This is a genomic window from Bordetella sp. 2513F2 (assembly GCF_054642735.1).
Map to the genome: position 1 here is coordinate 2,178,291 of NZ_CM137755.1, position 19,532 is coordinate 2,197,822.

Here is a 19,532-nt window from a genome sequence, read left to right on the forward strand (position 1 = left end):
GGTTGCGCAATTTCATATGTGCTTGCGATCTATCAATGCGCTGCGCAAGCCGTTGGCCTATGCTGTCGGTACGCCTTCCCCACTCAAGGAGATGATCATGCTGAAGATACTCGTCCCGGTCGATGGATCCGAATGCGCGGTGCGGGCGCTGCATGAGGCCATCCGCATGGCCAAGCTGGTGGGCGATGCGGAACTGCATGTGCTGAACGTGCAGATACCCATCGTGTCGGGCCATGCGCGCATGTTCCTCAACAAGGAAGACGTGGATGCGTACTACGAGTCCGAGCACAAGGCCGCGCTGGACTCGGCTCTGCCGCCGCTCGAGCAGGCCGGCGTGCGCTACCTGCTCGCCAAGCGCCTGGGCCAGTACGACGAAGAAATCGTCGAGTACGCGCGCTCGGAGAAATGCGACCATATCTACATGGGCACGCGCGGCCTGGGTGCGGTGAGCGGCCTGCTGCTGGGTTCGGTCACGCGCAAGGTGATCCACCAGGCCGAGGTTCCCATCACGCTGGTGAAGTGATGCCGCGTCCGCCCGCCACGTCCGGGTCCGGCGGCGCGCCCGCCGATGCCGGCCGGGCAAGGCTGCTGCGCGCCGGGGCGGCGGCGGCCGCGTGGGCCTGCCTGCCCGCGATGGCGCAGGCCGCCGGCAGCGCACAGCGCGCCGCGCCCCGCATGGGAACCCGTCCCATCCTGTCCAGCGGCGAAGCGCTGCCCATGGTGGGCTGCGGCACGTACATCGGTTTCGACGTCGCGCCAGACGGGCCCGAATACGCGGCCCTGGCGGGGGTGCTGCGCGAGCTGCAGGCGGCTGGCGGCAGCGTGCTGGACTCCTCCCCCATGTACGGCCGCGCGGAAGAGATCACGGGCAGGCTGCTGGCCGACAGCGGCACGCGGGCGCAGGCCTTCCTGGCCACGAAGGTCTGGACCCGCGGACGGCAGGCGGGGCTGGCGCAGATGGCCGAATCCATGCGCCGCCTGCGCACCGACCGCATCGACCTGCTGCAGGTGCACAATCTGCTCGACTGGCGCACGCAGCTGGCCTCGATACGCGCGCTGCAGGCCGAGGGCCGCGTGCGCTACGCGGGCATCACGCACTACACGTCATCGGCCTACGATGACGTCGAGGCGGTGCTGCGCGCCGAGCGGCTGGACTTCCTGCAAATCAACTACGCCTTCGACGACCGCGATGCGGCGCTGCGGCTGCTGCCGCTGGCCGCCGACCGCGGCGTGGCCGTGCTGGTGAACCGGCCGTTCGGCGGCGGCGGCCTGCTGCGCCGTCTTTCCGATCGGCCGCTGCCCGCCTGGGCCGGCGAGATCGGGGCGCGCACCTGGGCCCAGGTGCTGCTGAAATTCGTGCTGAGCCATCCGGCGGTCACGTGCGTGATTCCGGGCACGCGGCGCCCCGAGCACATGCGCGACAACGCCGCTGCCGCCATGGGCCCGCTGCCGGATGCCGCGTACTGGCGCGACAAGCCGGTCGAGCTGGCCTAATGTCCTGTCTTCCAGAGCTGCACCAGGGCCTTGGGCATGCGGGTTTCCGGGATCCGGAAGGTCACCTGCTGCGGCCCGGCCTGCGGATCGAACAGGATCTCGACATGGTAGTAACGCTGGTCGGCGCCGCCGCCCGGCCCGGCACGGCCGGCAGCTTCGGCCAGCGCATCGCACACGGCGCGGCGCTGCGGCTCGGGGCAGCTGCGCAGGTCGAGTTCGCGCGGCAAGGCGCGCGTGGGCAGGTGCACCAGGCCGCCCTCGCGACGGATGCATACGCGCAATGCGGCGTCCAGGGGCGGCAGCGTGATCACGCCAGCACCCCGACTTCCTGCCAGGCCCGCCTGGCGGCATCGCGCAATTCGGCCTCGCTGGCGGCCGCCAGCGTCAGGCCGGCGAATTCCGCGAAGTCCATGTCCGGCCGCAGCCGCCCGCCGGTGAGCGCGCCGTACCACAGCCGCCCGGCATGCTCCCACGCATGGCCGCCCAGCGCGCTGGCTGCCAGATAGAAGGCGCGGTTGGGTATGCCGGAATTGATGTGGACGCCGCCGTTGTCCTGCGCGGTGACCACGAAGTCGCGCATGTGGGCCGGTTGCGGGTCGCGCCCCAGTGCGGGGTCGTCGTAGGCCGTGCCGGGCTGCGCCATCGAGCGCAGCGCGCGGGCATTGACCGCATCGGTGAACAGGCCCTGGCCCACCAGCCAGTCGGCCTCGTCGACGCGCTGGCCTGCGGCGTGCTGCTTCACGAGCGAGCCGAACACGTCGCAAAGCGATTCATTCAGCGCGCCCGACTGGCCCTGGTAATGAAGGCCGCCCGCCCGGTCTATCACGCCGTGCGCCAGCTCATGGCCCACGATGTCCACGGCCACCGTGAAACGGTTGAAGATCCCGCCGTCGCCATCGCCGAAGACCATCTGCGCGCCGTTCCAGAAGGCGTTTTCGTAGTCTTCTCCGTAGTGCACCGTGGCCACCAGCGGCATGCCCGCGCCGTCGATGGAGTCGCGCCCATGGACGGTCCAGAAATACGCGTGCACGGCGCCGAGGTGCGCATAGGCTTCGTCGACGGCCGGATCGCCCCGCGGCCCCTGCCCTTCGCTGCGCACCAGCTCGCCGGGCAGGTCGGTGCCGTTGGCGGCGTCGTGCACCTGCCGCGTCGGGCGTCCGGGCGTATGCCCGGGGTCCGGCAGCGGCGCGGCAGGCGCCGTTGCCGCGAGGGCGCGGCGCTGCTCGAGCTGCAGCGTGTAGGCGGCGCGGGCGGCGGCATGGCCACGCCGGCTGGCCAGGTGGTCCAGCAGGTACGGAGGAATCAGGGTGCGCGGCGCGGACATGGTCGATCTCCTTGCACAGGCGGGAACGTGCTGTACGGCTTGCAGGCGGGCGGCTGTACCGGGGCGTCGGTATTTGCCATAATGGCGCGGCCCCGCGGCACTCGCGCCCGGGGCAGGAGCCTGCGCAGCGCGCGGGCGTTCATCCCCGCATCCCAACGAGAACACCAACGATGAAATCCGACGACACTGGCAAGCTGATCCTGCGCCTCAGCCTCGGGATCATGATCCTCCTGCATGGCCTGGCCAAGCTCAACGGGGGCGTCGGCGGCATCGCCGGCATGCTGTCCTCGCACGGCCTGCCCGGCTTCCTGGCCTATTTCGTGTACGTGGGCGAGATCATCGGCCCGCTGCTGGTGATCCTGGGCATCTACGCCCGCCTGGGCGCCCTGCTCATCGCCGGCAACATGGTGGTGGCCACGCTGCTGGTCCACATGGGCGAGATCGCCAGCCGCAACAACACGGGCGGCTGGGCCCTGGAGCTGCAGGGCATGTTCCTGTTCGGCGCGCTGGCCGTGTTCTTCCTGGGCGCGGGCCGCTTCAGCCTCGCGGGTTCCGGTGGCCGCTGGAACTGACGCCACCCCACCACGTCGCTCCGGGGGCCGCGCAAGCGGCCCTCGCCACATCCGGGCTGCGTTGCGGCCGGTGTTCATCGCAGCAGCCCGCCCCGCGACGGCGCGGTAGGGCCGGGCCGGGTGCCCGGCTGGCGCACCGGCGGCACGGCGCCGCGCGGCGCGGCAGGCTCGGGCGGCGAGATCCTGGGCATGGCCGGGGCCGGCGTCACCGGCTGCGGCTGCGGCCGCGGCATGGGCGGCACGGCCGGCCGCGTGGGTTGCGGCATGGGCGGCAGCGCCCGGTTGGCCCCGGGCGGCGCCGTATACGAAGGCATGACCGGACGCTCGGGAGGCGTTGCCGGCCGCGCCGGCAGGATGCCTTCCTGGGCCGTGGCGGGCGCCGCCAGGGCTGCGGCGCACAGCGCCAGGGCCCGCAAGGCCGGCATGCCGCGACGGCGGCTCGGCGCAAGATACTCGGACAAGTTCCGCTCCTGATGGGATGGGCATGCATCGTCCCGCATGCCCTTAGGCTCGTCCAAACCGCCGCCGGCCGTCAACCGGCAGCAGTAAGCAAATGTGCCGGTGGCGGCGTGCCCCTGGACTGCGGCGGCGCCGATGGCTATAACGGTAGCCATTGTCCTGCGCACGGAGATTGCCATGACCCCGCTCTCACGCATCGCCCTGGCGGCCTGCCTGTGGGCCGCCGTGCCCGCGGCGCGCGCCGTGCTTCCCGTCGGCGCGCCGGCTCCCGACTTCCGTGCGCCGGCCGCGCTGGCGGGCGAACCCTATACGTTCGACCTCGCCGAGGCGCGCGCCCGCGGCCCCGTGGTGCTGTATTTCTATCCGGCTGCCTTCACCCAGGGCTGCAGCCTCGAGGCGCGCAGCTTCGCCGAAGCCATTCCGCAATACCAGGCCCTGGGCGCCACGGTGGTGGGCATGTCGGGCGACGACATGGACACGCTCAAGCGCTTTTCGGCGGCCGATTGCGCCGGCAAGTTTCCCGTGGCGGCCGACGCCGACGGCGCCGTCATGCGCAGCTACGACGCGGCCAGCCAGCGCCGTCCCGATGCCGCGCAGCGCGTGTCGTACGTCATATCGCCCGAAGGCCGCATCCTCTATGCCTACGGCGACGCCAATCCCGAGCACCACGTCACGCGCACGCTCGAGGCGCTGCGGGCCTGGAAGGCCGGCCGCTGAGGCGCCTGCCGCGATCCGGCGGCGCGCACGCTTTCAGGAGCGCGCGGCAGGCAGGATCTCCCGCACCGTCTCGGCCGGCCGGCACAGGCGCGCGCCGCGCTCGGTGACCACGAAAGGCCGGTTGATCAGGATGGGGTTCTCCACCATGGCGTCCAGCAGGGCCTGGTCGTCGACCTCCGGCGCGTCCAGGCCGAGTTCGGTGTAGAGGCTTTCCTTGGCGCGCACGGCCTCGCGCACCGTGAGGCCCGACTGCTGGATCAGCCCCGCCAGCGTCTGGCGCGACGGAGGCGTCTTGAGGTATTCGATCACCGTGGGTTCGATGCCGGCGTCGCGCAGCATCTGCAGCACCGTGCGCGAGGTGCCGCAACGCGGGTTGTGGTAGATGGTGGTGCTGGCTGACATGGCGTGGAACTCCCGGCCCCGCGGGCCTCGATGAAGACATGGCTCGATCTGGCGCAGTCTACCGCGTCTGCGCTCGATGGAAGGGCCAGACCGGCGGATCCGTGCCGGGCGGCACGGACGGGCGGCTCCAGCGGGCGGGCGTGGCCGAGAATCTTGCGGCGTGGCGCACGGCCTGCAATTGGCCGAAACCCGAGGCCTCGGTATAGAGCAGGTCGTCGATCGACGGCATGGGGCACGCCAGCCCGTCCGGCACCCTGCCCAGTCCGCGTATCCATGCTGCGGTGCGTGCCAGCGACACGCGCACGTGCCAGCTGCCGCCCTCCCGGGCCTGCCGCCCCAGCGCAGCCAGCGCGCCGAACGCCATCAGGTAGCCGGAGGCATGGTCCAGCAGCTGCACGGGCAGCGGCTTGGGGGCATCCTGGCCGGCCGCCTGCGCTTCCGCATGGTTGAAGCCGCTGGCTGTCTGCACCAGCGAGTCGAAACCGCGCCGCCCTGCCCAGGGCCCGGCATGGCCGTAGGCGGAAAGGGATACGTAGACGATGCCCGGCCGCAGCGCCGCGGCCTCCACCGGGCCGAAGCCCAGCGCCTGCAGTCCGCCCGGCCGATAGCCTTGCACGAAGACGTGGGCCTGCTCCAGCAGGTGGCCGAGTGCCTGGCGCCCTTCGGGCGTGCGCAGGTCCAGGTGCGTCGAGAGCTTGCCGCGGCTGGTGTCGGCGATGTTCTCGATGTTGGGCAGGTGCGGCGCATTGACCAGCATGACGTCGGCGCCATAGGCCGCGAGCGCGCGGCCGCAGACCGGCCCGGCGATGATGCGGGTCAGGTCCAGCACGCGCAGCCCCGAAAGCGGCATCGGCGCGTCATCCAGCCGCGGCAATGGCCGGGGCGGCGCGTCGCCGATGCACTCGATGCCGACCAGCGGCTGCGCCGCCACGGCGGCTGCCTGCGGGTGGGCGTCCCATTCGTCGAAGCTGCGCATCGCTGCCGCGACCAGGCCGGCCTCGGCCGCGGCCGCCTCGAAATCCAGGGCGCTCCAGCTGGCCAGCGCCTGGCTCACCGCCTCGCGCGGGGTGTCCGGGCCGGTGGGGCAGCCCAGCAGCGCCAGCGCCCCGTCGCGGTGGTGCGCAAAGTTGGCGTGGATGCGTACCCAGCCCCCGTCGCCACAGGGGTAGGCGCCGGTGATCTTGTCCCAGATGTGGGGCGTGACGCCGTCGATCTTGAAATGACTGCGGCACTCCTGCGCGGCATGCAGCATGTCCACGGCCACCCGCTGGCGCGCCTGCCCGCGCAGGTGCCAGAGCTCGGCCGCGGCCAGCGCGGCCGCGGCGATGCTGGCCTGTGCTGCGGTGCCTACGGCGAAGGACGACGGCAGGACGGGCTCCGCGCCGCTCAGGTCGACCCAGCCCAGGGCCTCCCGGGCCATGTGCGCGCCCAGCCAGATTTCGCTCAGGGCCTGCGCCGCAGACTGTACCGCCGCAGGATGATTCATGGCACCTCCGCTGCTGCCGGAATCCACACCGGCACTCCGTTGATTACATGGCCCCCGGCCGTGGCCGTCAAGCCGCCCTGCCAGCCGTCACGGCCGGGGCCGGTCCAGTCGGCGCAGGAACACCTGCAGCGTCTTGACGACCTGCTGGTCGCCGCGCGATTGCGCGGCCTGCAGCCCGGTCGCCCAGGCTTCACGGGCGCCGGCTTCGTCGCCCTGCGCCAGCAGTGCCTTGCCCAGCCATTGCCATGCCACCGAATAGCCGGGGTCGTGGGCCAGCGCGGCACGCAGGTGCACCACGGCCGTGGCGGCATCGCCCTCCTCCGCGTGGGCCTTGCCCAGCGAGAAACGCAGCAGCATGTTGTCTTGCCCGCGGTCCAGCATGGCCTGCAGGCGTTCGATAACGGGGTTCATCGCAACCTCCCGGGGCATGGCCCCCACGCCATGATAGCGGCTGCGCGATACCCCGGTCGCAGACCCGGTTATCCCGTGCAAGCCGCCAACGCCGGCCCTAAAATGCACGCCGCGGCGCAACATGCCCCGCGCACGATCAAGCTGTACGCATTGCCTTTTCTGTTCTTCCTTTATGGCACAACGTTTCCGTGCCCTCCCGACCATGCCTCTGCACCTGCTCTCCCTGGCCGCCGCCGCGTTCGGCATCGGCACCAGTGAGTTCGTCATCATGGGCCTGCTGCCCAACGTCGCCGCCGACCTGCACATCACCATCGACACGGCCGGGCTGCTGATTTCCGGCTATGCCCTGGGCGTGGTGGTGGGCGCGCCCATCATGGCGGTGGCCACGTCCCGCCTGCCCCGCAAGGCCACGCTGATCGGGCTGGCCAGCACCTTCGTGCTGGGCAACCTCCTGTGCGCGCTGGCGCCCGACTATATGCTGCTGATGGCGGCACGCATCGTCGCGGCCTTCTGCCATGGCGCGTTCTTCGGCATAGGGGCCGTGGTGGCCGCCGAACTCGTGCCGCGTCACCAGCGCGCCCGCGCCATCGCGCTCATGTTCACCGGCCTGACCCTGGCCAACGTGCTGGGCGTGCCCCTGGGCACGGCCCTCGGCCAGGTGGCCGGCTGGCGCGCCACGTTCTGGGCCGTGACCGGCATAGGCCTGGCCGCGGTGCTGGCCCTGGCGGCCTGGCTGCCGCGCGCCATTCCCATGCAGTCGGGCAACGTGCTGCGCGAGTTCCGGGTGCTGCGCCAGCCCGCGGTGCTCTGGCCGCTGGCGGCCAGCGTGCTGGCCTCGGGCGCGCTCTTCTGCACTTTCACGTATATCGCGCCGCTGCTGCAGCAGGTCACCGGCGTTTCCGAGCGCGGCGTCACCGGCGTGCTGCTGCTCTTCGGCGTGGCGCTCACCGTGGGCAGCACCCTGGGCGGCCGCCTGGGAGACGGCAATCTCGAGCGCGCGCTGCGCCGGGTTTTCCTCGGCCTGCTGCTGGCGTATGCCCTGCTGGCCGAGGTGGCCGGGCTGCGCCTGCCCATGCTGGCGGTCCTGTTCGCTTGGGGCATGCTGGGCTTTGCGGTGGTGCCGCTGCTGCAGACCCTGATCGTGGACCAGGCCGCCGACGCCCCGAATCTGGCCTCCACCCTCAACCAGGGCGCCTTCAACCTGGGCAACGCCGCGGGCGCCTGGCTGGGCGCCATGGCGCTGCGCCACGGCGCCCCGCTGTCCGACCTGCCGTGGCTGTCGGCCCTGCTGGGCGCCGGCGCGCTCGCCATTACCGTGTGGGGCACGCGCTATTACGGCCGGCGCGGCGCTACACTGGTGGAATCGTCGCCCGCCTGACCAGGCGCGGTGCTTCCGGACCGGAGACAGCATGACGACGCTCTATGATTTTTCGGCGCGCGACATCGACGGCAACGAACGCAGCCTGTCCGACTATGCCGGGCAGGTGGTGCTGGTGGTGAACGTGGCATCGAAGTGCGGCTTCACGCCGCAGTACTCGGGCCTCGAAGCCCTGTACCGCGACTACCGCGAGCAGGGCTTCACGGTGCTGGGATTTCCCTGCAACCAGTTCGGCCGCCAGGAGCCGGGCGACGAGGCCGAGATCCGCGAATTCTGCGACACGCAGTACGGCGTGACCTTTCCGCTGTATGCCAAGGTGGACGTCAACGGACCCGACGCGCATCCGCTGTACCGCTGGCTCAAGGAGCAGAAGCCCGGGGTGCTCGGCACCGAGGGCATCAAATGGAACTTCACCAAGTTCCTGATAGGCCGCGACGGCCGGGTGATCGAGCGCTACGCGCCGACGGACGCGCCCGACGCCCTGCGCGAAGACATCGCCGCCGCCTGCGCCAGCCCCGCGCCGTCCGCCGCGCCCTGAGGCAGCCCGGCATTCAGCGCAGCGGCGGCAGCCGCCTGCGCAGGGGGCTGGCCTTGACGATGGCCGTGTTGGTTTCCGCATATTCGGTGATCCGCTCCAGCACGGCGTCGAGCTCGCCGATGTTGCGCAGCACCAGCCGGGCATGGAAGCAGTCGTCGCCGGTGACCTTGTCGCATTCCACGAAGGCTTCGATGCCGGTGATGAGCTTCTCCACCTTCCGCAACTGCCCGGGCAGCGGGCGGATGCGCACGATCGCCTCCAGCGCGTAGCCCAGCGCCGCGGCGTTGACCCGCACGGTATAGCCCTCCACCACCCCGCTGTCCTCCAGGCGCCGCAGCCGGTCGGCCACGCTCGGCGCAGACATCCCGACCTGCCGCGCGAGGTCGGCCACCGTGGTGCGCGCATGGCTGGCCAGCAGCGTGACGAGGCGCCGGTCGATGGCGTCGAGCGGGCTGGTTTCGTTTGAAAGGCTCTCTGCAGTTTTCATCGATGATCCTTAGGTTTCTGCGGCGATATTCCGATCATATCGTCTGTATCGGACTGGGCCTGGCTGGGATACTGGTGTCCAGCATGGCGCCGGCCGGGTCGGCGCCCCGACGGAGTGCTCATCATGCAGAAATCCCTTGCCGGCGTGGGCGCGGCCCAGATGGCCGCCGCCATGACGCTTTCCGGGACCCTGGGCGTGTTCGTCCTGGCTTCCGGCCAGAACCCCTGGAACGTGGTGTTCTTCCGCTGCCTGTTCGGCGCCATCGGCCTGCTGGCCTATTGCCTGGCGCGCGGCCTGCTGCGGCCCGGGCTGTTCACCCGGTGCAATCTCATCCTGGCGCTGCTGGCAGGCGCAGCCCTGGTCATGAACTGGGTGCTGCTGTTCTCGGCCTATCGCCTGGCCTCGATCTCGCTTGCCACGGCGGTCTACAGCGTGCAGCCCTTCGTGCTCATGGGCCTGGGCGCCTGGTTCCTGGGCGAGCGGCCGTCGCGCCGGCAGCTGGCCTGGGCCGTGGCGGCCTTCGTGGGCGTGCTGCTGGTGCTGCGCGTCATCCCTGGCGGGGCGGATGCAGGCTCGCTGGCAGGCATGGCGCTGGGCCTGGCCGCGGGTTGCCTGTATGCCGTCACGGCCCTGCTGGTGAAGCGGCTGCAGGGCGTGCCGCCGCAGGTGCTGGCCCTGGTGCAGACCGCGCTGGGCGTGGCCATGCTGCTGCCGCTGGCCGATTTCGGCGCGCTGCCCCAGGCCCCGCTGCAATGGGGCTGCCTGGTGCTGCTGGGGCTGGTGCACACCAGCCTGATGTACATCCTGCTCTACGCGGGGCTGCAGAAACTGACGAGCGCCGCGGCGGCGCCGATCAGCTTCATCTATCCCGCCGTCGCCCTGCTGCTCGACGCGCTGGTGTACGGGCAGCGGCTGGCGCCTGGCCAATGGGCGGGCATGGCGCTGATCTTCATGGCGGTGGCCGGCGTCAGCCTGCGCGGCGCAATCCCGCACTGGCGCCCGGGCCATGCCCTGCGCCCGCGCCCCGACCCGCTATCATGGAAACCTTCCGGGACGCCCCGGCATCCGAGAACGCCTGAGACCAGGGATTGCGCATGATAGACCTCTACTACTGGACTACGCCGAACGGCCACAAGATCACCTTGTTCCTCGAGGAAACCGGCCTGCCCTATACCATCCACCCCGTGAACATCGGCAAGGGCGAGCAGTTCCAGCCCGACTTCCTGCGGATCGCGCCCAACAACCGCATCCCGGCCATCGTGGACCGCGCCCCGGCAGACGGCGGCGAGCCCGTGTCGCTGTTCGAATCCGGCGCCATCCTGCTGTACCTGGCCGAGAAGACCGGCCGCTTCATCGCCCAGGACCTGCGCGGCCGCGCCGAAGTGCTGCAATGGCTGTTCTGGCAGATGGGCGGGCTGGGTCCCATGGCCGGCCAGAACCACCATTTCTCGGGATACGCGCCCGAGCGCATTCCCTACGCCATCGAGCGCTACGTGAAGGAAACCAACCGGCTGTACGGCGTGCTCGACAAGCGCCTGTCCGACCGCGAGTTCGTGGCGGGCAGCGAATACTCCATCGCCGACATGGCCGCCTACCCCTGGATCGTGCCGCACGAGCGCCAGGGCCAGGACCTCGCCGACTTCCCGAACCTGCAGCGCTGGTTCGAGGCCATCCGCGCCCGGCCGGCCACCGTGCGGGCCTACGAGAAGGCGGCGCAGATCAATACCACGCCTTCGGTGAGCGACGAGGAATCGCGCCGCATCCTGTTCGGCCAGACGGCCGACACGCTGCGCCGCTGAACCATGCCGCAGGCCAGCACGACATTCCGCCGTGCCACGCAGGCCGACCTGTCCGCCATCGTCGGGCTGCTGGCCGACGACGTGCTGGGCAGCGGCCGCGAAGCGGCCGGCAGCACGCCGGACCCCGCCTATCTGGACGCCTTCCGCGCGATCGACGCCGACGCCAACCAGTACCTGGCGGTTGCCGAGCGTGCGGGCGAGGTCGTCGGCTGCATGCAGCTGAGCTTCATTCCCGGCCTGTCGCGGCGCGGCATGTGGCGCGGCCAGATCGAAAGCGTGCGGGTGGCTGCCGCGGCGCGCGGCAGCGGCCTGGGCCGGGCCTTCTTCGAATGGGCCTTCGAGCAATGCCGCATCCGCGGCTGCGGGCTGGTGCAGCTCACCACCGACAAGCGGCGCACCGGCGCCCATCGCTTCTATGCTTCGCTGGGGTTCGTCGCCAGCCACGACGGCATGAAGCGCGATCTTTCTCCTACCGATTCATGAGCATGCACGCAGAATACAAGGTGCCCGGCGGCAAGCTGGTCGTCGTCGACCTGGACGTCATCGACGGCCGGCTGGCCGACGTGCGCGTCAGCGGCGACTTCTTCCTGGAACCGCCCGAGGCGCTGGAGGCCATCAACCGCGGGCTGTGCGGCCTGCCCCGCGACGCCACCGACGTCGAGATCGCGCAGGCCGTGGCCGCGGCCCTGCCGCCCCAGGCGGAGCTGTTCGGCTTCTCGCCCGAGGCGGTGGCCGTGGTGGTGCGGAGGGCCCTGTCATGACTCGCAGCGCATGGAACGACTACACCTGGGCGCTGCTGCACGAGCCGCCGCAGCCGCCGGCGCTGCACATGGCGCTGGATGCCGTCATCACCGACCAGGTGGGGGCCGGCCAGCGGCCGCCCACGCTGCGCATCTGGGAATGGTCGGCGCCGGCGGTCGTCATCGGCCGCTTCCAGTCGCTGCGCAACGAAGTGGACCCCGAAGGGGCGCGGCAGCATGGCATCGCGGTGGTGCGCCGCGTGAGCGGCGGCGGCGCCATGTTCGTGGAGCCCGGCAACACCATCACGTATTCGCTCAGCGTGCCCGAGGCGCTGGTGCAGGGCATGAGCTTCCAGGAGTCCTACGCCTATCTCGACGCCTGGGTGCTGAAGGCGCTGCAGGAACTCGGCATCCGCGCCTGGTACCAGCCGCTCAACGACATCGCTTCCGACGCCGGCAAGATCGGCGGCGCCGCGCAGGCGCGCCGGCGCGGGGCGGTGCTGCACCACGTCACCATGTCCTACGATATCGACGCCGAGAAAATGGTGCAGGTGCTGCGCATCGGCCGCGAGAAGCTCTCCGACAAGGGCACCACCAGCGCCAAGAAACGGGTCGATCCCTTGCACAGCCAGACCGGCCTGGCGCGCGAGGCCATCATCGCGCGCATGCTCGATACGTTCTCCGGCATGTGCAGCGTGCAGCCGGTCCGGCTCGACGAGGCCACGCTTGCCGAGGCCACGCGCCTGGCCGCCGAGAAATTCTCCAGCCCCGAATGGACGGCGCTGGTGCCTTGAATCTCCAGGGAGGTCCATCCATGCCCATCGTCCTGCAGCAACTGCGCGCGGCTGTCCTCGCAACGGCGGCCGCCGCCCTGCTGGCCGCCTGCGCCGGCGGTCCGCCCGCCAACATCAGCCTGTCGCCCGACGCGCGGCAGGAGGCCGCCGCCTCGGCCGTGCCCACCGAGCCCGTGCGCTGGTCCGGCAGCAAGCCCGGCTGCAGCGGCGAGTGCCCGCGCATCGAGATCGACAGCATCGCGTTTCCCGGCATTCCCGCGCTCACCGAGCGTGTCGACCAGAGCCTGGCCGCCATGACCGGCGTGGACGCCAACCTGCGCGGCCGCTACCAGACGCTGGCGGAATTCATCCCCTACTTCTGGGCCACTGCGCAGCCGCGCGACGTGACGATATTCAACGCCAAGGTCAAGGACGTGGTGGGCGACGTGATCGGCGTGGAGCTGGTCACCGGGCAGTACCTCACCGGCGCGGCCCACGGCATCCCGGCCACCCACTACCTCAACTGGCAGCGCAGCACCGGACGCGAGCTCACGCTCGAAGACCTGCTGATCCCGGGCCGGCGCGACGGCTATGTGCAGGCCTTGCGCGATGCGCACCAGCGCTGGCTGGCCACCAACGAAGACGCGCGCCGCGACCCCGCCGCCTACGACCGCATGTGGCCGTTCCAGGAAACCGACAACGCCACCCTCACCCGCGACGGCATGGTCGTGAAATACGACGCCTACGCCATCGCGCCATACTCCCACGGCCAACCCGAACTCACCATCGGCTACGACGCCCTGCGCGGCATCCTCCGCCCCGAATTCCTGCCCGCCCCCTAGAGGTGTCAGACACCAGCCTTCACTAGCCAGTGAAACATGGTGTCTGACACCAGCTTTCAGTAATCAGTGAAACGTGGTGTCAGACACCGTGGGGATCAGGGGTACAGGCCGCGCACTTGGCGGGCCTGGAGGATGCGGGTGCAGGCGACGATGAAGGCGGCGGTGCGCAGGGAGACTTTTTGTTCGCGCGATACCTGCGCCACTGCGGCGTAGGCTTCGCGCATGAGGCGCTCGAGGCGCTGGTTGATTTCGTCCTCGCTCCAGAAGAAGCTGGAGAAGTCCTGCACCCATTCGAAGTAGCTCACCGTGACGCCGCCGGCGTTGGCGAGCACGTCGGGCACCACGTATACGCCCTGGTCGCGCAGGATGTCGTCGGCCTCGGGCGTGGTCGGGCCGTTGGCGCCCTCCACCACCACCTTGGCGCGCACCTTGCTGGCGTTGGCCAGATTGATCTGGTTTTCCAGCGCGGCTGGAATCAGGAAATCGGTTTCGAGCTCCCAGAACGCGGCCGGATCCATGGCCTCGCCGGCGCTGAACCCGCCCACGCCGCCGCGCGAGGACACATGCGCCAGCAGCTTGTGCACGTCCAGTCCGGCCGGGTTGTAGACCGTGCCGGTATGGTCCTGCACCGCGATCACGGATGCGCCCGCTTCGTGGAACAGGCGCGCCGCCGTGCCGCCGACGTTGCCGAAGCCCTGCACGGTGACCTTGGCGCCGTTCAGGTCTATGCCCAGGTCGCGCGCGGCCTCGCATGCCACCACGAAGACCCCGCGGCCCGTGGCTTCCACCCGGCCCAGGCTGCCGCCCAGCGAGATCGGCTTGCCGGTGACCACGCCGGTGGCGGTGGCGCCCTCGTTCATGGAGTAGGTGTCCATCATCCACGCCATGATCTGGGCGTTGGTGTTGACGTCGGGCGCCGGGATGTCCTTCGACGGCCCGATGATCACGCCGATCTCGGAGGTGTAGCGGCGCGTCATGCGCTCGAGCTCGCCCTGCGACAGCTTGCGCGGATCGACGCGGATGCCGCCCTTGGCGCCGCCGTAGGGCAGGTTCACCGCGGCATTCTTGATCGACATCCACGCAGCCAGCGCCATGACTTCGGAGAGCGTGACGTCTTGATGGAAGCGCACGCCGCCCTTGCCCGGTCCGCGCGAGGTGTTGTGCTGCACCCGGTAGCCCTCGAAATGCGCGATCGTGCCGTTGTCCATCTCGATGGGCACGTCGACGACCAGCATGCGCTTGGGCCGCTTGAGCGTCTCGACCCAGCGGGCCAGCGAGCCCAGGTACGGCGTGACGCGATCCACTTGCTGCAGGTAGATGCCCCAGGGGCCGGGATTTTCGGGATCCAGATACGACGGCAAGGCGTGGTCGGGAGCTTGGGACATGGAGCGACTCTCCTGTAGGGATGTTGGCGCCATTGTAGCTGCGAAAATATTCTGCGTCCCTATTAAAATTTTAATCAGTTTATTAGGGACGCACTATAGGACGGCCATGCATGGCCAGAGCCCATTCTGAGCCGGCAGCCGCCCCGCGTCCACTCTCCCTCGCCCCACGCGCAAAAAAGCCCGCCGGCGGCGGGCTGGGGGACGCGAGGCCGCACAGGCATGGGCCGGCGCGTTCAGTCGTAGTTCTGCAGGCGCACGCCCGAGAGTCCCTTGACCCCGGACGGCTCCTCGGGTGCGGCCGTCGCTGCCGGCGCAGCGGCCGCCGGGGGCGTCGCAGCAGCCGGCGCGGCTGGCGCTTCTTGTGGCGGCGCAGCCCGGGTGCCGGTGCGCTGCTGTTGGCGCTCTGCCTGCGCGCGCGCGATCAGGTCGCGCAGCGATGCCGCCAGCCGCGTGTGCTTGCCGGCCTCCGCCCAGTCGACGACGTCCCGTCCATCGACATCCTGGGTGAGCGGGTCCGCGCCCGCCGCGAGCAGCAGCTCCAGCATGGGGCGGCTGCCCGCGTACGCCGCCATCATCAGCGGCGTGGTGCCCTTGGGCGACGGCGCATTGGGCATGGCCCGGTGCTCTAGCAGCAGCCGGGCCGTGTCGACCTGCCCCTTGGATGCGGCGTAGTGCAGCGGAGTCCAGCCCAGCCGGTTCACCTGGGCGCCACGTGCGATCAGCTTGCGCGCGCGGTCCGTCTGGCCTGCCACCGCCAGGTACATGAGCGGGGTCTCGTCTGCCGGATTGCGGGCCTCGACGTCGGTGCGGGGATCTGCGGCCAGCAGGTCGAACACTTCCCACGCGCCCTCGACCACCGCCCGCATGATGGCGGGCTGGCCGTTGCCGTAGCGCACGTTGGGGTCGGCGCCGCGGGCCAGCAGTTCGCGGACGTTGTCGACCTGATCGTTGTGCACGTAGACCCACCAGTCCCGCGCTTCGGCTGCCCCCCATGACGCGCCGGCTGAGCCCAGGCCCAGCGCGAGCGCAAGGCATACCGCCCGGGATCTTCTGCGGGAAAAAATCTTGTAGGTCATATGCTTACGGCCTATACCTGAGAATACATTCTTAATAAATCACTTCAAGTTTCTATAAGTGAAAACAACTTTAACTTACCGATCTATCTTGCTGAAAAGACTGAAGAAATTCTCGGTTGATGCTTCAGCAACACGGGCTACCGGCAGGCCTTTCAGCTCGGCCACTTTCTCGGCCACGTGCACCACTTTGGAGGGATCGTTGCGCTTGCCGCGATGCGGCACCGGCGCCAGGTAGGGAGAGTCGGTCTCGATGAGCAGGCGGTCCAGCGGCACCTTGGTCGCCACTTCCTGCACCACCTGGGCGCTCTTGAAGGTGACGATGCCCGAAAGCGAGATGTGGAAGTTGAGGTCCAGCGCCTGGCGCGCGACCTCCCAGGATTCGGTGAAGCAGTGCATCACGCCGCCGATGTCCTGGGCGCCCTCCTCGCGCAGCATGCGCACGGTGTCTTCGGCCGACGCCCGCGTATGGATGATCAGGGGCAGGCGCGCTTCGCGGGCGGCGCGGATGTGCCGGCGGAAGCGGTCGCGCTGCCAGTCCAGCGGCTCGCTCAGGCGGTAGTAGTCCAGGCCGGTCTCGCCTATGGCCACTACCTTGGGGTGGGCCGCCAGGCGGACCAGCTCCTCGGGTTCGGGCTCCGGCGTGTCTTCGGCATCCGGATGCACACCGACCGAGGCCCAGAGGTTGGCATGCGGCTCGACCAGTTCGATCAGCCCTGGCCAGTCGGGCAGGTTCACGCTCACGACCAGCGCGTGCGTGACCTGGTTGGCCTGCATGCGGTCCAGGATGTCGGGCAGGTCTTGGGCGAGGTCGGGAAAATCCAGGTGGCAGTGGGAATCGACGTACATGGGATTGAGCGAGACGAAATCGGCGGCGGCGGGCAGCAGGCCGGCCGCCGCCTCATTCCAGGCAGGATAGCACTACGCGCTGCAGCGCTGCGTGCACGAAGAGCTTGGCGTTGAGGGGATGGCCGGCGACGGCGCGCTGCGCAACCAGCCAGTGCGCCAGGTCGGCCAGGCGGGCCGGCCGGGCCCGGGCGGCGAGCCGCCCGGACTCGCCTGCGAGCGCCGGGAAATAGCGTACCGGCGCGCCCGCGGCGGCCAGCATCAGGTCGGTGGACAGGCGCTGGAGGGCGTCCAGCCATTGCGCAGCAGGGACTTTCTCGAGCGTCTCGGCCAGGCCACCCACGTCGGCGGCGCGCCCCGCGGCCAGCGGCGCAAGCAATTGACCCAGCCAGGCGGGACACGGCTGGTCGTGCTGCTGTGCCAGCCGCAGCGCGGCCAGCGGCGCGCCTCCCGCGGCTGCCAGCCATGCCTCGGCATCGGCCACGCCCTGCTCGCGCAGCCAGCCGAGCGACCGGGCGGCATCGGGCGCGGCCAGCGGCAGGCGGCGACAGCGCGACACCAGCGTGGGCAGCAGCCGGTCGGGCGCATCGGCCACCAGCAGGAATACGGTGTGGGCCGGCGGCTCTTCCAGGACCTTGAGCAGGGCATTGGCGGAGATGGCGTTCAGCGCCTGGGCGGGATACAGCAGCGCCACGCGCCAGCCGCCACGGTGCGTGGCGGTGTTGAACCACGACTCCAGCGCGCGGATCTGGTCGATACGGATTTCCCGCGATGGCGCGCGCTTGGCAGCGGTGCCGCCGGCGGCCTCGGCCTCCTCGCCGCCCTCGGCCGCCGCGTCGGCGCCCTCTTCCAGCGCCACCGCCTCCGGCCGGATGCGCCGCAGGTCCGGGTGGTTGCCGGCGGCAATCCAGGCACAGGCCGCGCACTGGCCGCAGGCCAGGTTGTCTTGGGGCGATTCGCACAGCAGGCTGGCCGCCGCCGCCGCGGCGAACTCCAGTTTGCCGATTCCGGCCACGCCGTGCACCAGCCAGGCATGGGCGAAGCGTTCCCGGCTGCCGAGCCAGGCCTGCGCCGTCTCGCGCTGCCAGGGCAGGAACCCGGCGCCGCTCATGGCAGGCGCGCCTCGTCGAGCAGCGCCTGTACCTCCGCCTCCAGCTGCAGGCGTACCTGCGGCGCCGGCTGGCTGCTGTCTATGACGTGGATGCGCTGCGGATGCGCCTGGGCTCGCACCTGGTAGGCCGCGCGCGTGCGCTCGAAGAAGGCAGCGGCCTCGCGTTCGAAGCGGTCGGGGTCGCGGCTTGCTGCCAGGCGCGCGCGCGCCACGTCCAGCGGCACGTCGAAGAGCCAGGTCCGGTCGGGCTGCAGGCCCGGGTGCACCCATTGCTCCAGCGCGGCCACGGCCGCTGCGCCAAGCTGGCGTCCGCCGCCCTGGTAGGCATAGGTGGCATCGGTGAAGCGATCGCACACGACCCAGTCGCCCCGCGCCAGGGCCGGCTCGATGACGGTGCGCACGTGCTCGGAGCGCGCGGCGAACATCAGCAGGGTCTCGGTCTCGAGCGCCATGGCCTCGGCCAGCAGCAAGTCGCGCAGTCGCTCGCCCAGCGGCGTGCCGCCCGGTTCCCGGGTGACGACCACTGCGTGGCCGGCCGCCCGGATCCGTTCGGCCAGCCATTCCAGGTGGGTGCTCTTGCCGGCACCGTCCACGCCTTCCAGCGTGATGAATCTTCCGCGCGCGCTCATCGATCCTGCCTCAGTACATAGCGCGCCACGTTGCGGTTGTGCTCGGCCAGGGTGGCCGAGAATTCGCTGGTGCCGTTGCCGCGCGAAACGAAGTAGAGGAACTTGTGCGGTTCTGGCCGCACCGCGGCCATGAGCGCGGCGCGGCCGGGCGCGGCGATGGGCGTGGGCGGCAGGCCCGGCCGTGTGTAGGTGTTCCAGGGCGTGTCGGTCTGCAGGTCGCGTTTGCGGATGCGGCCATCGTAGGCCTGCCCCATTCCGTAGATCACGCTGGGATCGGTCTGCAGCAGCATGCCGATGCGCAAGCGGTTGGCGAACACGCCGGCGATGCGCGCGCGCTCGGCGCCGTGGCCGGTTTCCTTCTCGATGATGGATGCGAGGATGAGCGCCTCGTAGGGCGTGGCCAGCGGCAGGTCGGGCGCCCGCTCGGCCCAGCTTTCGGCCAGCACCTGACGGCCGGCCTGGTAGGCGCGGCGCAGGATGTCGAAATCCGTGCTACCCGGCGTGAATACGTAGGTATCCGGGAAGAACATGCCTTCGGGGTGCGCGATGTCGGCGCCCAGCCGCCGCATCAGTTCTTCGTCGCTCACCCCGTCGAGGGTCTGGCGGACGTCGGGATGCGCAGCCAGGGCCGCGCGCATCTGGCGGAAGGTCCAGCCCTCCACGAAGGTGATCTGCCGCTGCGACATGTCGCCGCGCGCCAGGCGCTCGAGCAGGCGCCAGGGCGTGTCGCCGCGGGCGACTTCGTAGCCGCCCGCCTTGATGTGCTTGTCGAGCTTGCTCACGCGCGCCATCCACGCGAAGCCCTCGTCCCACAGGGGCACGCCGGCTTCCGAGAGGGTCCGCGCGATCTGGCGCGGCGTGCTGCCGGGCTCCACCACGAAATCCACGCGGGGCGCCTGCAATGCCAGCGGTTCGTGGGCCCAGCGCCAGGCCAGGCCGGCTGCGACCGCGGCCGCGATCAGCCCGAGCGCGAGCACCGTCAGGACCAGGAAACGGAATCGGATCTTCATAACTGGCGCAGTGTAATGGATAGCCCGGTGACGCGCCGGACGCCGGAGTATCATGC

At 70.3% G+C, this 19,532-nt stretch carries 25 protein-coding genes; 12 read left to right on the forward strand and 13 right to left on the reverse strand.

Going from position 1 to position 19,532, the window contains the following annotated elements; translation table 11 throughout:
* Positions 1-97: 97 nt before the first annotated feature.
* Both ACYBYQ_RS10260 and ACYBYQ_RS10265 read left to right on the forward strand, forming a co-directional pair.
* Complete coding sequence (locus ACYBYQ_RS10260) at positions 98-523, forward strand: universal stress protein (protein WP_459618638.1); 426 nt, start codon at positions 98-100, stop codon at positions 521-523.
* Positions 523-1,494 (forward strand): aldo/keto reductase, encoded by a 972-nt coding sequence (locus ACYBYQ_RS10265; protein ID WP_459618639.1) that lies wholly within the window; start codon positions 523-525, stop codon positions 1,492-1,494. The genes ACYBYQ_RS10260 and ACYBYQ_RS10265 overlap by 1 nt, the downstream gene beginning before the upstream one ends.
* Here ACYBYQ_RS10265 and ACYBYQ_RS10270 read toward each other — a convergent pair.
* Together ACYBYQ_RS10270 and ACYBYQ_RS10275 are read right to left on the reverse strand one after the other, a co-directional pair.
* Positions 1,491-1,805, reverse strand: coding sequence for a protealysin inhibitor emfourin (locus ACYBYQ_RS10270; protein ID WP_459618640.1), 315 nt, complete (start codon positions 1,803-1,805; stop codon positions 1,491-1,493). The genes ACYBYQ_RS10265 and ACYBYQ_RS10270 overlap by 4 nt on opposite strands.
* A complete protein-coding gene (locus tag ACYBYQ_RS10275) occupies positions 1,802-2,818 on the reverse strand; it encodes a M4 family metallopeptidase (protein WP_459618641.1) in 1,017 nt (338 codons plus the stop codon). Before ACYBYQ_RS10275 ends, ACYBYQ_RS10270 begins: the two co-directional genes overlap by 4 nt.
* Positions 2,819-2,988: 170 nt before the next feature.
* On the opposite strand from ACYBYQ_RS10275, the gene ACYBYQ_RS10280 reads away from it, so the two are divergent.
* On the forward strand, positions 2,989-3,390 hold the full coding sequence (locus ACYBYQ_RS10280) for a DoxX family protein (RefSeq protein ID WP_459618642.1): 402 nt from the start codon (positions 2,989-2,991) through the stop codon (positions 3,388-3,390).
* A gap of 74 nt (positions 3,391-3,464) precedes the next feature.
* Here ACYBYQ_RS10280 and ACYBYQ_RS10285 read toward each other — a convergent pair whose 3' ends face one another.
* A complete protein-coding gene (locus tag ACYBYQ_RS10285; protein WP_459618643.1) occupies positions 3,465-3,851 on the reverse strand; it encodes a hypothetical protein in 387 nt (128 codons plus the stop codon).
* A 175-nt stretch (positions 3,852-4,026) separates the two neighbouring features.
* Between ACYBYQ_RS10285 and ACYBYQ_RS10290 the strand changes: the two genes are divergently transcribed.
* Positions 4,027-4,566 carry a peroxiredoxin gene (locus ACYBYQ_RS10290; RefSeq protein WP_459618644.1) on the forward strand — a complete coding sequence of 180 codons (540 nt, stop codon included), beginning with the start codon at positions 4,027-4,029 and terminating at the stop codon, positions 4,564-4,566.
* Between the two features lie 33 nt (positions 4,567-4,599).
* Here the strand turns inward: ACYBYQ_RS10290 and arsC are convergent, their stop codons facing one another.
* From arsC to ACYBYQ_RS10305, 3 genes are all read right to left on the reverse strand, one after another.
* Positions 4,600-4,968 (reverse strand): arsenate reductase (glutaredoxin), encoded by a 369-nt coding sequence (gene arsC, locus ACYBYQ_RS10295; protein ID WP_459618645.1) that lies wholly within the window; start codon positions 4,966-4,968, stop codon positions 4,600-4,602.
* Positions 4,969-5,026: 58 nt separating this feature from the next.
* The gene (locus tag ACYBYQ_RS10300; protein ID WP_459618646.1) at positions 5,027-6,454 is read right to left on the reverse strand and encodes a CoA transferase; all 1,428 of its coding nucleotides are present in this window, start codon (positions 6,452-6,454) and stop codon (positions 5,027-5,029) included.
* Between the two features lie 87 nt (positions 6,455-6,541).
* Positions 6,542-6,865: a tetratricopeptide repeat protein gene (locus tag ACYBYQ_RS10305; RefSeq protein ID WP_459618647.1), complete on the reverse strand. Its 324-nt coding sequence runs from the start codon at positions 6,863-6,865 to the stop codon at positions 6,542-6,544.
* Positions 6,866-7,067: 202 nt separating this feature from the next.
* On the opposite strand from ACYBYQ_RS10305, the gene ACYBYQ_RS10310 reads away from it, so the two are divergent.
* Both ACYBYQ_RS10310 and ACYBYQ_RS10315 read left to right on the forward strand, forming a co-directional pair.
* On the forward strand, positions 7,068-8,243 hold the full coding sequence (locus ACYBYQ_RS10310) for an MFS transporter (RefSeq protein ID WP_459618648.1): 1,176 nt from the start codon (positions 7,068-7,070) through the stop codon (positions 8,241-8,243).
* 31 nt (positions 8,244-8,274) lie between these two features.
* Positions 8,275-8,781, forward strand: a complete 507-nt coding sequence (locus ACYBYQ_RS10315) for a glutathione peroxidase (RefSeq protein WP_459618649.1) — start codon at positions 8,275-8,277, stop codon at positions 8,779-8,781.
* Positions 8,782-8,794: 13 nt separating this feature from the next.
* Here ACYBYQ_RS10315 and ACYBYQ_RS10320 read toward each other — a convergent pair whose 3' ends face one another.
* Positions 8,795-9,268, reverse strand: coding sequence for an Lrp/AsnC family transcriptional regulator (locus ACYBYQ_RS10320; protein WP_459618650.1), 474 nt, complete (start codon positions 9,266-9,268; stop codon positions 8,795-8,797).
* A 123-nt stretch (positions 9,269-9,391) separates the two neighbouring features.
* On the opposite strand from ACYBYQ_RS10320, the gene ACYBYQ_RS10325 reads away from it, so the two are divergent.
* Genes ACYBYQ_RS10325 through ACYBYQ_RS10350 form a run of 6 tightly spaced genes read left to right on the forward strand, consistent with a single transcriptional unit; the run spans position 9,392 to position 13,422 of the window.
* A complete protein-coding gene (locus ACYBYQ_RS10325) occupies positions 9,392-10,366 on the forward strand; it encodes a DMT family transporter (protein WP_459618651.1) in 975 nt (324 codons plus the stop codon).
* On the forward strand, positions 10,363-11,067 hold the full coding sequence (locus ACYBYQ_RS10330; protein ID WP_459618652.1) for a glutathione binding-like protein: 705 nt from the start codon (positions 10,363-10,365) through the stop codon (positions 11,065-11,067). Before ACYBYQ_RS10325 ends, ACYBYQ_RS10330 begins: the two co-directional genes overlap by 4 nt.
* A 3-nt stretch (positions 11,068-11,070) precedes the next feature.
* Positions 11,071-11,550, forward strand: coding sequence for a GNAT family N-acetyltransferase (locus ACYBYQ_RS10335; protein ID WP_459618653.1), 480 nt, complete (start codon positions 11,071-11,073; stop codon positions 11,548-11,550).
* Between the two features lie 2 nt (positions 11,551-11,552).
* Complete coding sequence (gene lplB, locus ACYBYQ_RS10340; protein ID WP_459618752.1) at positions 11,553-11,828, forward strand: lipoate-protein ligase small subunit; 276 nt, start codon at positions 11,553-11,555, stop codon at positions 11,826-11,828.
* Complete coding sequence (locus ACYBYQ_RS10345; RefSeq protein WP_459618654.1) at positions 11,825-12,601, forward strand: lipoate--protein ligase family protein; 777 nt, start codon at positions 11,825-11,827, stop codon at positions 12,599-12,601. The genes lplB and ACYBYQ_RS10345 overlap by 4 nt, the downstream gene beginning before the upstream one ends.
* A gap of 20 nt (positions 12,602-12,621) precedes the next feature.
* Positions 12,622-13,422: an RsiV family protein gene (locus ACYBYQ_RS10350; RefSeq protein ID WP_459618655.1), complete on the forward strand. Its 801-nt coding sequence runs from the start codon at positions 12,622-12,624 to the stop codon at positions 13,420-13,422.
* A gap of 95 nt (positions 13,423-13,517) precedes the next feature.
* On the opposite strand, the gene ACYBYQ_RS10355 is transcribed toward ACYBYQ_RS10350, so the two are convergent.
* The 6 genes from ACYBYQ_RS10355 to mltG all read right to left on the reverse strand — a co-directional run bounded on the left by ACYBYQ_RS10355 (position 13,518) and on the right by mltG (position 19,476).
* Complete coding sequence (locus ACYBYQ_RS10355; RefSeq protein ID WP_459618656.1) at positions 13,518-14,807, reverse strand: Glu/Leu/Phe/Val family dehydrogenase; 1,290 nt, start codon at positions 14,805-14,807, stop codon at positions 13,518-13,520.
* 233 nt (positions 14,808-15,040) lie between these two features.
* A complete protein-coding gene (locus tag ACYBYQ_RS10360) occupies positions 15,041-15,883 on the reverse strand; it encodes an ankyrin repeat domain-containing protein (RefSeq protein WP_459618657.1) in 843 nt (280 codons plus the stop codon).
* Between the two features lie 75 nt (positions 15,884-15,958).
* Positions 15,959-16,729 (reverse strand): TatD family hydrolase, encoded by a 771-nt coding sequence (locus ACYBYQ_RS10365; protein ID WP_459618658.1) that lies wholly within the window; start codon positions 16,727-16,729, stop codon positions 15,959-15,961.
* 52 nt (positions 16,730-16,781) lie between these two features.
* Positions 16,782-17,837: a DNA polymerase III subunit delta' gene (gene holB, locus ACYBYQ_RS10370; protein WP_459618659.1), complete on the reverse strand. Its 1,056-nt coding sequence runs from the start codon at positions 17,835-17,837 to the stop codon at positions 16,782-16,784.
* Positions 17,834-18,466 carry a dTMP kinase gene (tmk, locus tag ACYBYQ_RS10375; RefSeq protein ID WP_459618660.1) on the reverse strand — a complete coding sequence of 211 codons (633 nt, stop codon included), beginning with the start codon at positions 18,464-18,466 and terminating at the stop codon, positions 17,834-17,836. Before tmk ends, holB begins: the two co-directional genes overlap by 4 nt.
* Positions 18,463-19,476: an endolytic transglycosylase MltG gene (gene mltG, locus ACYBYQ_RS10380; RefSeq protein WP_459618661.1), complete on the reverse strand. Its 1,014-nt coding sequence runs from the start codon at positions 19,474-19,476 to the stop codon at positions 18,463-18,465. Before mltG ends, tmk begins: the two co-directional genes overlap by 4 nt.
* Positions 19,477-19,532 lie beyond the last annotated feature (56 nt).